At 65.5% G+C, this 13,647-nt stretch carries 14 protein-coding genes; 2 read left to right on the forward strand and 12 right to left on the reverse strand.

Annotated elements, in window-relative coordinates:
• Positions 1-178: 178 nt before the first annotated feature.
• From GO606_RS03155 to GO606_RS03210, 12 genes are all read right to left on the reverse strand, one after another.
• Positions 179-2,182: a methyl-accepting chemotaxis protein gene (locus GO606_RS03155; RefSeq protein ID WP_169119426.1), complete on the reverse strand. Its 2,004-nt coding sequence runs from the start codon at positions 2,180-2,182 to the stop codon at positions 179-181.
• A 195-nt stretch (positions 2,183-2,377) separates the two neighbouring features.
• Complete coding sequence (locus GO606_RS03160) at positions 2,378-2,767, reverse strand: NusG domain II-containing protein (protein WP_246979324.1); 390 nt, start codon at positions 2,765-2,767, stop codon at positions 2,378-2,380.
• The gene (gene rapZ / locus GO606_RS03165) at positions 2,764-3,642 is read right to left on the reverse strand and encodes an RNase adapter RapZ (RefSeq protein WP_169119424.1); all 879 of its coding nucleotides are present in this window, start codon (positions 3,640-3,642) and stop codon (positions 2,764-2,766) included. Before rapZ ends, GO606_RS03160 begins: the two co-directional genes overlap by 4 nt.
• Positions 3,643-3,729: 87 nt before the next feature.
• Positions 3,730-4,650 carry an MBL fold metallo-hydrolase gene (locus GO606_RS03170; protein WP_169119423.1) on the reverse strand — a complete coding sequence of 307 codons (921 nt, stop codon included), beginning with the start codon at positions 4,648-4,650 and terminating at the stop codon, positions 3,730-3,732.
• Entirely contained in the window at positions 4,647-4,829 is a 183-nt protein-coding gene (locus GO606_RS03175; protein WP_169119422.1) for a DUF1289 domain-containing protein, read from the reverse strand. Before GO606_RS03175 ends, GO606_RS03170 begins: the two co-directional genes overlap by 4 nt.
• Entirely contained in the window at positions 4,826-5,029 is a 204-nt protein-coding gene (locus GO606_RS03180; RefSeq protein WP_169119421.1) for a DUF1289 domain-containing protein, read from the reverse strand. The genes GO606_RS03175 and GO606_RS03180 overlap by 4 nt, the downstream gene beginning before the upstream one ends.
• Positions 5,030-5,143: 114 nt before the next feature.
• On the reverse strand, positions 5,144-5,932 hold the full coding sequence (locus GO606_RS03185) for an enoyl-CoA hydratase/isomerase family protein (RefSeq protein WP_169119420.1): 789 nt from the start codon (positions 5,930-5,932) through the stop codon (positions 5,144-5,146).
• A gap of 59 nt (positions 5,933-5,991) precedes the next feature.
• Positions 5,992-7,137, reverse strand: coding sequence for an acyl-CoA dehydrogenase (locus GO606_RS03190; RefSeq protein ID WP_169119419.1), 1,146 nt, complete (start codon positions 7,135-7,137; stop codon positions 5,992-5,994).
• A complete protein-coding gene (locus GO606_RS03195) occupies positions 7,138-8,328 on the reverse strand; it encodes an acetyl-CoA C-acetyltransferase (RefSeq protein WP_169119418.1) in 1,191 nt (396 codons plus the stop codon).
• A 38-nt stretch (positions 8,329-8,366) separates the two neighbouring features.
• Positions 8,367-9,551: a carbonate dehydratase gene (can, locus tag GO606_RS03200; RefSeq protein WP_211166721.1), complete on the reverse strand. Its 1,185-nt coding sequence runs from the start codon at positions 9,549-9,551 to the stop codon at positions 8,367-8,369.
• Between the two features lie 75 nt (positions 9,552-9,626).
• Entirely contained in the window at positions 9,627-10,094 is a 468-nt protein-coding gene (locus GO606_RS03205) for a PaaI family thioesterase (protein WP_169119416.1), read from the reverse strand.
• Positions 10,095-10,170: 76 nt separating this feature from the next.
• The gene (locus tag GO606_RS03210; RefSeq protein WP_169119415.1) at positions 10,171-10,608 is read right to left on the reverse strand and encodes a MerR family transcriptional regulator; all 438 of its coding nucleotides are present in this window, start codon (positions 10,606-10,608) and stop codon (positions 10,171-10,173) included.
• Positions 10,609-10,746: 138 nt separating this feature from the next.
• Between GO606_RS03210 and GO606_RS03215 the strand changes: the two genes are divergently transcribed.
• Both GO606_RS03215 and GO606_RS03220 read left to right on the forward strand, forming a co-directional pair.
• Complete coding sequence (locus GO606_RS03215; RefSeq protein WP_169119414.1) at positions 10,747-11,775, forward strand: MBL fold metallo-hydrolase; 1,029 nt, start codon at positions 10,747-10,749, stop codon at positions 11,773-11,775.
• A gap of 20 nt (positions 11,776-11,795) precedes the next feature.
• Positions 11,796-13,619 (forward strand): PHA/PHB synthase family protein, encoded by a 1,824-nt coding sequence (locus tag GO606_RS03220; protein ID WP_169119413.1) that lies wholly within the window; start codon positions 11,796-11,798, stop codon positions 13,617-13,619.
• Positions 13,620-13,647: the final 28 nt, after the last annotated feature.

Consider the following 13,647-nt stretch of genomic DNA (forward strand, 5'->3'; position numbering starts at 1 on the left):
CAGCCCCGCGCAGATCGAGCATATTCAGGGGAAGGTGGAAGAAAACATCCGCTTCATCAAACGGTTCGCAGCCGCATTGCCGGCCTGAGGGATGGTCCGGAGGGGTCCGGCAGCGTGACTGGCAGGGCCCCGGCAAGGACTCCCGCTCTTGAGGTTCGGCCCCGCGGTGATCCCGACGCTACACCTTGAAGACTTGGACAGCCGCCTGGAGCCGGGCAGCGATCGACTGCAATCCTTCGGCCGATTGCGCGGTTTCCTGCGCTTCGACGTTATTGCGCTCGGTCATGTGGGCAATCTTCTCCAGACCTTGAGCCACACTGGTCGTCGCGATGCTCTGTTCGCGAATGGCCGTGGTGATGCCCGACACCGCCTGGGACACCTGTACCGCGCCGTGATGGATCCGTTCGATGGCAGCAGTGGCCTCCGCCGCGAGTTCGACCCCGCTGGAGACCTGCTCGACCCCGATGTTCATGTTGTCCACGGCATTCAGCGTGCCCTGCTGGATGCGTCCGATCATCTCGCCGATTTCGTGCGTCGAAGTGGTGGTGCGCTCGGCGAGCTTTCGTACCTCGTCTGCGACGACGGCGAAACCGCGGCCCTGCTCCCCGGCGCGCGCAGCTTCGATTGCGGCATTGAGGGCAAGGAGGTTGGTCTGGTCGGCGATGTCTTTGATCGTATGCGCAATCGCGGAAATTTCCTGGGATTCGCGCCCGAGTTGCTCGACGGCCGCCGAAGAGCGGCGAACGGTGTCGGCAATATGATTCATCGCAGCCACCGCGCGGTCGATGACGAGGACGCTGCTGCGTGATTCGGTTTCGGAGTCGGTCGAAATTTTCAGCGCCTCGGCGGCATGCTCGGCGATCATGTCGATGCTTGCACTCATCTGTTCGACGGATACGGCCATGTCGGCTGCGGCGCCGCTTTGCATCGTCGAACTGGTCGCGACGTTGTCGGCGGCCGTGGCAAGCTGCCTGGCGTCGGCGGCGACGCTGGCCGCAGCAACGCGCACGTCTCTGATGGTTTGGCCAAGCTGTTCGACCATCGTCGATTGCGCGCGCACCAGCGCACCGATCTCGTCATTCGACTTCACTTCGGCACGCGCAGTGAAATCGCCCTCGGCGACCTTGTTGGCGACGACGACTGCTTCCCCAAGCGGCTTGGCGATCCAGCGCCGCGTCGCGATCCACACCAGGGCAAGCACCACCGGAATCAGCAGCAGGGCGGCTTGCATCAGCCCTCGGCCGGCTTCCTTCCCTTCGCTGTTGAATTCGTCCAGATAGCTGCCGGAAGCCACGATCCAGTTCCACGCCGGATAAAGGTTGTACACGACGATTTTTTCCCGCGCTTCCTTTTCATCAGGATTCTTCCACCAGTAGTTGATGACGCCGTTCCCGGAAGCCAGCATTTCGGCAATGAACTCGCGGCCATGGATGTCTTTCTGACCGAGCAGCGATTTGCCCTCAAGGCTCGGGTGGATGACGATGCGGCCCTTGTCGCGCCCGGCGTCGAGCCCATAGGGATAGCCGGTCGCACCGATCCGGATTGCCGAGATTTTTTCTTTCATCGCCGCCATGCCGTCGGTGAAGTCGACGCCGACAAAAAACGCACCGATCGTTTCGCCGCGGCTGTCGCTGATGGGAGCGTAGTGTGTCATGACGTCCCGGCCGAGCATCTTGGCGATGCCGGTATAGGACTTCCCCTTGAGAAGGAACGGGACGGCCGGATGGTCATCGCCCAACAGAATACCCGAGGCGCGGTTGCCCTTTTCGTCCTTTATCGAAGTCGAAATGCGTTCGAAGTCATTGCCGCGGCGGGTCAGCACGGTCGCCGCCGCGCCCGAGAGGCTGGTGAAGCGATCGGGGATGGAGGTTTCTTCGAATGTGATCGGGAGGTCGCCGTGCATCAGGAGACCGCTGCCGGAATGAATGTGGAACGCTTGCGGGTAATTGCCTGCAAAGACCGCGGCGAGGCGCTGGACGGCCTGTTGCGCGGCGCTGTTATAGCCGTCGATCATGTTGATGATCATGCGGTTGGTCGCTTGCAGCCCCTCCAGCGACTTCTGTTCCAGTTTATTGCTCAAATATTGCGCGAGCCCGAATGCAACGCCGAGCAGCAAAAGGGTGATGGCAGTAACGAGTACCAGGCTGAACCTGACCGCTACCGATGTTTGACGACCCGACATTGCGCATCCTGTTTATGGTTGATTGCGACCCATCCCGTCGTGCCCGCCCCGCACCTTCAGGTATGACACGTCCATCGGGCCTGCCAGGCGGCAAGAGTACAGAGGCCGGAACATCATGTCTATGTTAAATGGTTTACTTTTGAACTGTTTTGGGTGCGCACAGCCGCCCGGAGGGGGGCCGCGCAGGATGAAAAATCAGTAGTTGAGCGTGTCATAGTCCGCTGCGCCGCCCGAAAGGCTCAGGCTGACCTCGTTCGGCGCGCAGATCGCGACCGCTCCGGCGCGGCTCAGCCAGCCCTGGCGAACGCAATACTGGCGCGGCCCGGGATCGGAGAGGACGCGCGCGCGGCCCGGCTCGACTTCGATGCGCGTGATCCCGAGCGGCCCCGGGACGTCGACGCGCTGCGGGCTCGCGAGGCTCAGTTCGGCGAACACCGCGCCGCCGGCGCGCACGATCGCCTTGTCCGGGGCGCCGCCGCGCCACAGCAGCAACACCGACACGACGCATACCGCGAGCGCGCCCGCCAGCGTCGCGAAATCGCCCGGCCGCAGCAGCGCCAGCCAGTCGGCGAAGCGCGGATTCACTGGCCTGCCACGTCGGCGCCGTGGTCGACGATACGGCGCGCGGCGGAACGGTGACGCACGAGCACGCGCAGCGTGTCGCTGAAGTGCCGGCCGAGCCATTCGGCGATATACACCGAGCGGTGCTGTCCGCCGGTGCAGCCGATCGCGACCGTGAGGTAGCTGCGATTGTCGCGCGCGTAGCTCGGCAACCAGGTCGCGACAAAGCGGCGGATGTCCTCGCACATGCGCCCGACCTCGGGGAAGCTGTCGAGAAACTCGATGACCGGCTGGTCCTTGCCGGTAAACGGCCGCAGGTACAGGTCGTAATGCGGGTTCGGCAGGCAGCGCACGTCGAAGACGAGGTCCGCGTCGAGCGGAATACCGTATTTGAAGCCGAACGACTGGAACATCAGCGTCAGCCCTTCGGTCGCCTCGATCGCGAGGAAGTCCTTGATCCATGCGCGCAGCGTGTTCGCCTGCAGTTCGCTGGTGTCGATGCGGTGGCCGAGTTCGGCGATGCTCGCGAGCGCGCCGCGCTCGTTCTGGATCGCTTCGGCGAGCGAGACGTCTTCGCTGGCGAGCGGATGGCGGCGGCGGGTTTCCGAAAAACGCGCGATCAGCGTGTCGTCGCGCGCATCGAGAAAGATCACGCGAAGATCCGACGCGAGCGCGCGCAAGTGCTCGACCTGCTGCGGCAGCGCCAGAAGGCTCGCGCCGGAGCGCACATCGACGGCGATCGCGACGCGCACGTGCCCGGTGTCGCGCAGCTCGGCGACGAGTTCGGGCAGCAGTGTCGCGGGCAGGTTGTCGACCGCGTAATAACCGACGTCTTCCAGCACTTTCAGCGCGATGCTCTTGCCGGAACCCGACAAGCCACTGATCAGGACGATCTGCATGACAGGACACTCCCCCTATCGCGGGGATTATGGCGAAAGTCGTAGGCACAGGCCAGCGGCGAAAGTCCGTGTCGATGCAGGCGGTATTCAGGCCGCGACCAGCCGCCCTCCTTCGCAGCGGGCGACGCCGGCGCGCGACAGTTCCGCGACCAGCCAGTCGGCCAGCGCCGCCGGCGACTGGCCGAGGAAACGCGCGTTGGCTTCCCGGTAGAGCGGCACGCGGGCGAGATGTTCCGGCAGCTCGTCGAGCGCGATCGAGCGCAGGTCGAGCAGCGAGAACGTCATGCAGGCGCGGATCGCGTTGCGCGCCATGCGCGCGCCGTCCTCCTCGAACGCCTTCAGCCGCGCAAACGCCCGCGTCAGCGCGTCGTCGAACTCGACGAATGGCGCGCCGTGCCCCGGAATGACGACCTCGACCGGCAGGCGCGCGATCGCCTCCAGCGTGCGCCGCGCCGCGCCGATGCCGTCGCCGGTGCCGAGCACGTCCGCGAACAGGATGCCGAAGCCGTCGCGCCACAGCGCGTCGCCGGAAATCAGGATGCGGCGGTCGGCGTTGTGGAACACCAGCGCATCCATGTCGTGACCCGGCGCTTCGAGGGCCTGCCACGTCAGTTCGCCCATCTCGACGGTCTCGCCCGCGGCCAGCAGACGACCGGCGTGAAAACGTTCGCCGGCCTGCTCCGCGGTGCTCAGCAGCAGCGCCGCCTCGTCCCACTCGGCAACCGCGCCCGCGATCCCCGCAGGCACCGTGATCGCGCAGCCGAACGCCCGCTGCACCGCCGCGTTGCCGCCGATGTGATCGGAATGCGAGTGCGTGTTGATCAGCCGCCCGAGGCGGCGGCCGTCGAGCGTGCGGTGCAGCAGCGCGACCGTCTGGGCGGCGTGGCTGACGTAGCCGCTGTCGATCAGCGTCGCCTCGCTGTCGTCGAACAACACGACGTTGTTCGACGACAGCCAGCCGCGCTCGAGAACGGCGATCGTCGCCGGAAGCTTCGCTGCGGCCGTCATTGCAGGCCTTCGCCGACGTTTTCTGCGACATTCGCCGGCAGCGGCACTTTCGCCGGCGCCGGCCTCGTCACCGGCGCGACCGGCACGCCGTCGATTTCGTCCGCGGTGCGGCCGCAGCCGAGGCACACCCCGCTATCCCAGTCGATCATGCAGACGCCGACGCACAGCGCATCGTTCATCGGGGTTGCTCCATGCGAACCGCGTTTGCAGCGGCGGCCTGCGCACGGCGCCGGCTCAGCGCGGCGAGAACGCGGCGTTTCTCGTCGTCGGTGTAACGGCTCCAGCCGGCGATCTCGTCGAGGCTGCGAAAGCAGCCATCGCAGTAACCGCTGCCGGTATCCATGCGGCACATGTTCATGCAGGGAGAAGTGGGGTCCATGCTGTCGTGGGGGTCTGGTTGAATCGTTGTTGTCGTTGGTCCGTCGTCGGCGCGTTCGGTTCGCGTACCGGCCGCGCAATCCTGTTGGCGTGCCTCGCGAAGCCGGCCCGGCGTTCAGCCCTGCGGCACCCACGCCGCGGGGCGCTTCGACAGGAACGCGTCGAGGCCTTCCTTCGCTTCCGGCGTCGCGCGCAGGCTGGAGATGCGGCGCGCGGTGTCCTCGACGACTGCCTCGTCGACCGGCCGGTTCGCGACATTGCGGATCAGATCCTTCGCCGCGGCCTGCGCCTTCGGCCCGCCCTGCAGCAGCGCCGCGACGATCTCCGCGACTTTCGCGTCGAGCGCTTCGGCAGCGACGACTTCGTGCGCAAGGCCTATCTCCGCGGCGCGCGCGGCGGTGATCCGCTCCGCGGTCTGGAAATAGCGATACGCCTGGCGCTCGCCGATCGCACGGATCACGTAGGGGCTGATCGCTGCCGGGATGATGCCGAACTTGACTTCGGAGGTCGCGAACACCGCCTGCTCCGCGGCGACGCAGATGTCGCACGCGGCTGCGAGCCCCATGCCGCCGCCGAGCGCCGCGCCCTGCACGCGCGCGATTGTCGGCTTTCCCATCCCGGAAATCGTGCGCAGCATGCCGGCGAGCTTACGCGCATCCTCGAGGTTGTCCTCGACGCTGGCTGCGGCGGCCGCCTTCATCCAGTTCAGGTCCGCGCCCGCGGAGAAACTCTTGCCGCGTCCGGCGAGCACGACGACGCGCACCGTCTCATCCGCGTCGAGTTCGCGGTACGCCGCGGTCAGGTGCGCGATCAGCTGCGCGTTGAACGCGTTATGCACGTCGGGGCGGTTCATCCAGATCGTCGCGACGCCGCCTTCGGTCCGGATTTCGAGGGTTTCGTACATCCTGCTGTCTCCTGTTGTCCGGGCCTCCCGGCCCGGCTCCCGCGGGCGCGGCAACGAAATCAGGCGGCGAGCGCGCGGCCGATCACCAGCCGCTGGATGTCGCTCGCGCCTTCGTAGATCTGGCACACGCGCACGTCGCGGTAGATGCGCTCGACCGGGAAGTCGGCTACGTAACCATAGCCGCCGTGGATCTGGATCGCATCCGAACACACCTTCTCGGCCATCTCGGATGCGAACAGTTTCGCCATCGACGCTTCCTTGAGGCACGGCCGGCCGGCATCCTTGAGGCTCGCGGCGTACCACACGAGCTGGCGCGCGGCTTCCAGTTGCGTCGCCATGTCGGCGAGGCGGAAGTTCACCGCCTGGTGCTCGAAGATCGGCTTGCCGAACGTCTCGCGCTCGTGCGCGTACCTGACCGCCGCGTCGAGCGCGGCGCGCGCCATGCCGAGGCACTGCGCGGCGATGCCGATGCGCCCCGCCTCGAGGTTCGACAGCGCGATCTTGTAGCCTTCGCCCTCCATGCCGAGCAGCGCATCCGCCGGCACGCGGCAGTCCTCGAACACGATCTGCGCGGTGTCGGACGCCTTCTGGCCCATCTTCTCCTCGATGCGCGCGACGATGTAGCCCGGCACGTAGTCAGGGAAACCCGTCGGCACAAGGAAGCACGAAATGCCTTTCTTGCCGGCGGTCTTGTCGGTCACCGCGAACACGATTGCGACGTCGGCCTCGCGGCCGGTCGTGATGAACTGCTTCACGCCGTTGATGATCCACCCGTCGCCGTCCTTCACCGCGGTTGTCTTCAGCGCAGACGCGTCCGAGCCGACGTGCGGCTCGGTGAGGCAGAAGCAGCCGAGCTTCTCGCCTTTGGCGAGCGGCTTCAGCCAGCGCTCCTTCTGCGCGTCGTTGCCGTAGCGGTTCGGGATGCCGCAGGCGAGCGAGTTCTGCACGCTGACGATCGTCGAGGTCGCGCCGTCGCCGGCCGCGATCTCTTCGAGCGCAAGCACGAGGCTGATGTAGTCCATCCCCGCGCCGCCCCACTGCTCGGGCACGACCATGCCGAGCGCGCCGAGTCCGGCGAGTTCGCGCAAGGCTTCGCGCGGGAAAGTGTGGTTGCGGTCCCATTCGGCGGCGAACGGCGCGAGGCGCTCCTGCGCGAACGCGCGCAGGGAATCGCGGACCATCTCCTGTTCTTGCGTGAGGATCATTTAGACGAGCTCCACCGCAACCGCCGTCGCCTCACCGCCGCCGATGCACAGGCTCGCGACGCCGCGCTTCTTGCCGTACTGCTTTAGTGCGCCGAGCAGCGTGACGATGATCCGGGCGCCGGACGCGCCGATCGGATGGCCCAGCGCGCACGCGCCGCCGTGCACGTTCACCCTGTCGTGCGGCAGGTCGAGTTCCTTCATCGCTGCCATCGTGACGACCGCGAAAGCCTCGTTGATTTCCCACAGGTCGACGTCGCTGACGTTCCAGCCGGCCTTCGCCAGCACCTTCTGCATCGCGCCGACCGGGGCCGTCGTGAACCAGGCCGGGTCCTGCGCGTGCGTCGCATGGCCCTTGATCGTCGCGAGAGGCGCGAGGCCCAGCTTGTCGGCGGTCGAGCGGCGCATCAGCACGAGCGCGGCGGCACCGTCCGAGATCGAGCTCGAGTTCGCGGCCGTAACGGTGCCGTCTTTGGCGAACGCGGGCTTCAGGCCGGCGATCTTGTCGATCTGCGCTTTCGGCGGCTGCTCGTCGCGGTCGACGACGACCTCGCCCTTGCGCCCCGGGACCGTCACCGGCGCGACTTCCCACGCGAAGCTGCCGTCCTGGATCGCGTTCTGCGCACGCGTCGTCGAGGCGACCGCGAACTCGTCCTGCGCGGCGCGGGTGAAGTCGAAGTGGCGCGCACAGTCCTCGGCAAACGTGCCCATCAGGCGACCCTTGTTCTCTTTCGAGTAGCTGTCTTCGAGGCCGTCGAGGAACATGTGGTCGAGCACCTGGCCGTGGCCGAGGCGGTAGCCGCCGCGCGCCTTTGGCAACAGGTAGGGCGCGTTCGACATCGACTCCATGCCGCCGGCGACCATCACCTCGTTCGTGCCCGCGACCAGCAGGTCGTGCGCGAGCATCACCGACTTCATGCCGGAGCCGCACACCTTGCTGACCGTCGTGCAGCCGGCCGACAGCGGCAGGCCGGCGCCGAGCGCGGCCTGGCGCGCCGGGGCCTGGCCGACGCCGGCCGGCAGCACGCAGCCCATCAGCACTTCCTGCACCGCTTCGGGGTTGACCCCGGCGCGCTCGACCGCGGCCTTGATCGCGACGGCGCCGAGTTGCGGACCGCTCAGCGCGGCAAGATCGCCCTGGAAGCCGCCCATCGGCGTGCGGGCGGCGGAAACGATGACGACTGGATCATTCATGCTTTCTCTCCTGTACGACTTGTAGGGATAGCCGGCTCTCAGGCCAGCGTTTCGAGCGCCGCGACGTAGCGCGGCACCAGGTCTTCGGGGCGCGTCACGTTGAGGCCGAGGTCGCGCACGAGCCCGTTCTTCAGCCCGTAGATCCACGCATGCACCGCCAGCGGCTGGCCGCGTTTCCACGCGTCCTGCACGACGACGGTCTGGCACACATTGACCACCTGTTCGAGCGCGTTCAGCTCGCACAGGCGGTCGTGCGCAAGCTCCGGCGGCAGCCCGTCTACCGCCTGGCGGTGCTTGACGTGCACGTCCTGCACATGGCGCAGCCACAGGTCCACGAGACCGACGCGCTCGCGCCCGAGCGCCGCCTTCACGCCGCCGCAGCCGTAGTGGCCGACGACCATGATGTGCCTGACCTTCAGCACATCGACGGCGAACTGGATCACCGACAGGCAGTTGAGGTCGGTATGCACAACGACGTTCGCGACATTGCGATGCACGAAAACCTCGCCCGGCAGCAGGCCGATGACCTGGTTCGCCGGTACCCGCGAATCCGAGCAGCCGATCCACAGGTACTCGGGCGCCTGCAGCTTCGACAGTTTCTCGAAGAAACCCGGATCGATCTGCTGCATCTGGTGCGCCCAGGCACGGTTGTAATCGAAGAGATGGAACAGGTTTTCGTCCGCCACCTCCTCTTCGGACCAGTTGTCGAGATCCAGAGCGAGGAAGAGGCTCCCTTCGAGAGGCGCCGGATAGTAGGCCGGCGCCTCGGTGAAACCGAGTTCGCGATACAGCTTCATCGCGATGCGCATCGTCGGCAGCGTGTCGAGCACGATACGGCGGTAGCCGATCGCTTTCGCCGCGCGGATCGCCGCGAGGACCAGATCGCGGCCGACGCCCAGACCGCGCAGCCCCGGTTCGACGTACAGCCGCTTCATCTCGCAGATGCCTTCGGAAAACGGGCGAATCCCGACGCAGCCCGCCGCGCGACCATCGACTTCAGCGTAGAAGAGCCTGCCTTGCGGCGCGGCATACGCCCCCGGCAAGGACGCCATCTCGTCGTCGAAGCACTGGAAGCCCAGATCCACGCCGAGCGATGCGGCGTAGTTGCGGAAGAACTGGCGGACGTGGTCGAGGCAGGCCTCGTCATCGGCGCCCAGGTGGCGAAGTTCAACTGGCACAGAAAATTCCTTCAGAATATGCTTGCAACGCCGCGACGGCCGCATCCGGTCGAATCGTTGCCTCCTGATCGGCGCGCCACCCCTGTCAGCCGCCGGTGTGGACGCCCGCGGCCGCTGACATCACTCTACCCTTTCCTTCTTGCCATGCATCGCGATGATCGTCTGCTGCATCACCGCGCAGAGTGTCCATTGCTCCCGCTTGATCGCGAACACTTCCGCGCGCGTGATCAGCAGCGTGCGACCGGACTTGATGACTTCGCCGCGCGCGACGAGCCGTTCGCCATCCGCCGGCGCGATCAGGTTCAGCTTGTATTCGACCGTCAGCACGCTGGTGTCCGGCGGCGTCAGCGTGTTCGCGGCGTAGCCCGCCGCCGAATCCGCGATCATGCCGACGACGCCGCCATGGATGACGCCGTGCTGCTGAGTGATTTCCGGCTTGAACGGCAGGTGGATCTCAGCGTAGCCCGGCTCGACGACCGGCAATTCGGCGCCGATCAGCGCCATTGCCTGCTGCAGGCGGAAACTTTCGCGGACGCGATCTGCATACCCGGGATCTTTCGGCTGGAAAATCGGCAGCTCGTGTCTCATCGCGTCTCCTCGTCCGGATTGCAGAATTTCCAGTTGTTATTACGTTTACGTCAACGTAAACTAATCGCGAAAAAAATCAAGCCCCGCTGCGCATCCGGCGCACGATCTCGGCGCGTGCGGCCGCCGCGCCGCCGGGATCGTGGCCGAGCAGCTCGGAGCACTGTTTTTCGAGCATCGCGATCTCGCCGAGCACCGCCTCGATGTCCTCGCGCTGCTGTTCGAGCGCTTCACGGCGGTCGGCGAGCACGACGAGGAAACGCACCAGCTGGGCGGCGGGATTGCGCACGCCGCCGTGCATCTCGAGCAATTCCTTGATTTCGGCGAGCGACAGGCCGAGGCGCTTGCCGCGCAGCGTGAGCTTGAGGCGGGTTCGGTCGGACTTGGAATAGATGCGCGTGCGCCCGGCACGGGAAGGCTTCAACAGACCCTGGTCCTCGTAGAAGCGGATTGCCCGAGGTGTCACGTCGAAGTCGCGCGCGAGTTCGGTAATGGTGTAGGTTTGTTCGCTTGCCATTGGTCGGTGCCCGAAGTAAAACGGCCTGGTCGATTGCGTCCAGCGCAAGCAGCCGCTCTGAAAGAGCAGAAAAGTTAATCAGAATTGCGGGGTTTGAGCAATCGGCGATTGCGTGCCCCGTCCAACGGAGAGAAATCGATGAATCGTCTTACCGAACTGCAGTATCCGTTCAGCGAGACCCCTGCCGGCGGCGAGACGCTCCCCGTGGCGATGGGGGTGAGCTGGGTGCGGATGCCGCTGCCATTCGCCCTCGACCACATCAACCTGTGGCTGCTCGACGACGGCGAAATGCTCACCGCGATCGACACCGGCTTCGGCCTCGACGAAGTGCGCGAGCACTGGAACACGATCCTCGCCAACGACGGACGCCCGGTCGGGCGCGTCGTCGTCACCCACCACCATCCCGACCATCTCGGCCTGGCGACCTGGCTCGCCGCGCGCGACGGCGCACCGGTCTGGATGACGCAGGGCGAGTTCCTGTCCGGCCACGCGATATGGAGCCAGCTGCCGGGATATTCGGTCGCCGACATGGTCGCGCAATTCCGCAGCCATGGACTCGACGGCGCGCGGCAGGCGGCACTCGTCGATCGCGGCAACGGTTACCGCCGCGGCGTACCCACGCTCCCCGGAGCCTACCACCGGCTGTTCGACGGCGACGTCGTGACGATCGGCGGCCACGAGTGGCGCGTCATCGTAGGATATGGTCATGCACCCGAGCATGCGAGCCTGTACTGCGCGCAGCTCGGGGTACTCATTTCGGGTGACATGCTGTTACCGCGCATTTCGACGAACGTCAGCGTCTATGCGGCAACGCCGAATGACGATCCGCTCGGCTGGTTCCTCGATTCGCTGAATCGCTTCAAGGACTTGCCCGACGATACGCTCGTGCTACCATCGCATGGTCGACCATTCCGCGGCATCAGGGCAAGAATCGCACAGCTCGAAACACACCACCGTGAACGCTGCGACGAACTGCTGGGCGCAATCGGAATGCCCGGCAGCGCCGCGGACGTTCTCTCGACACTGTTTCCCCGCGAGCTGGACACGCACCAGGTCATGTTCGCGATGGGAGAAGCGATCGCTCACCTCAACTACCTTGTCAAAAGAAACGAGGCTCGCAGGCTGATCAGCGACGACGGCACGATCCGATTCGAACGCATTGCATGAAAAACAGGAGCACTAGAGAGATGGCTGCACCCACCCCCGAGAATGTATTTGCCGAGCTGCCGGACCCGAAGGAGGTCGCCAAGACCTACGCGGAAGTCGCCCAGCGGGCTTCGCACCTGATCAGCGAACACGTCCAGCGCCAGCTCAAGAAAGGCGTCTCCACGCCCAGCGACGAGTTGGGCATCGCGCAGGCGTTCATGGACATGATGGCCAAGCTGCTGGCCAATCCGTACAAGCTCGCCCAGTCGCAGATGAACCTGGTGTGGGACTACTTCTCGCTGTGGCAGCATTCGATGCTGCGCGTCATGGGCATGCACGGCGCCCCGATCGCGCAGCCCGAGAAAGCCGACAAGCGCTTCAAGGACGAGCAGTGGGAAGAGCATTTCCTGTTCGACTTCATCAAGCAGTCGTACCTGATCACCGCGCGCCACGTGCATGACACGGTGTGCTGCGTCGAAGGGCTCGACGAGCACTCGCAGAAGAAGGTGAACTTTTTCACGCGCCAGTACATCGACGCGCTGTCGCCGTCGAATTTCGCGCTGACGAATCCCGAGGTCTTCCGCGAGACGGTCAAGAACAACGGCCAGAACCTGATCAAGGGCCTGAACAACCTGCTGCGCGACATGGAAGACGGCGGCGGCCAGCTGCGCGTCAAGATGACCGACACGACCGCGTTCGAACTCGGCCGCAACGTCGCGACGACGCCGGGCAAGGTGGTGTTCCAGACGGACATGATGCAGCTGATCCAGTACACGCCGCGCACCGGCAAGGTGCTCAAGCGCCCGCTGCTGATCGTGCCGCCGTGGATCAACAAGTTCTACATCCTGGACCTGCGCGAGAAGAATTCGTACATCAAGTGGTGCGTCGACCAAGGCCACACGGTGTTCGTCGTGTCGTGGGTGAACCCCGACGAGCGCTTGGCCGAGAAAACCTTCGAGTCCTACATGCACGAAGGCATCATCGCGGCGCTCGATGCGATCGAGAAGCAGACCGGCGAGAAGGAAGTGAACGTCTGCGGCTACTGCCTCGGCGGCACGCTGCTGGCGACGACGCTCGCCTACCTCGCCGGGAAGAAGGACAAGCGCATCGCGACGGCGACGTTCTTCACGACGATGATCGATTTCTCGGAGCCGGGCGAACTGGGCGTGTTCATCGACGAGGGCCAGGTATCGAGCCTCGAGAAGAAGATGTTCGAGCGCGGCTACCTCGAAGGCTCCGAGATGGCCGGCACCTTCAACATGATGCGTGCGAACGACCTGATCTGGTCCTTCGTCGTGAACAACTACCTCATGGGCAAGGACCCGTTCCCGTTCGACCTGCTGTACTGGAACTCCGACTCGACGCGCATGCCGGCGAAGATGCACAGCTATTACCTGCGCACGATGTACATGGAAAACCGGCTCGTCGAGCCGGGCGGCATCGTCATCGACGGCGTGCCGATCGATCTGTCGAAGATCAAGATCCCGTGTTACTTCATCTCGACGCTCGAAGACCACATCGCGCCGTGGAAGAGCACCTACACGGGCGCGCAGGCGCTCGGCGGGCCGGTACGCTTCGTGCTCGGCGGCTCCGGCCACATCGCCGGCATCGTCAACCCGCCGGCGTCAAACAAGTACGGCTACTGGCTGAATCCGTCGGCAAAGCTGCCGAAGGACGCCGACGCGTGGTTCGAAGGCGCGCAGCACCAGGAGGGTTCGTGGTGGACCGACTGGCAGGGATGGGTGGTGCCGCAGGATCCCGAGCAGGTTGACGCGCGCGACCCGGCGAAAGGCAAGCTCAAGCCGATCGAGGACGCTCCCGGCTCCTTCGTCAAGATCCGTCTCGACGCGACCAAGGCCGCCTGACGCGCGCCACCGCTCGCACCTCGCGAGG

This window comes from Aromatoleum anaerobium, from assembly GCF_012910705.2.
Lineage (GTDB): Bacteria > Pseudomonadota > Gammaproteobacteria > Burkholderiales > Rhodocyclaceae > Aromatoleum > Aromatoleum anaerobium.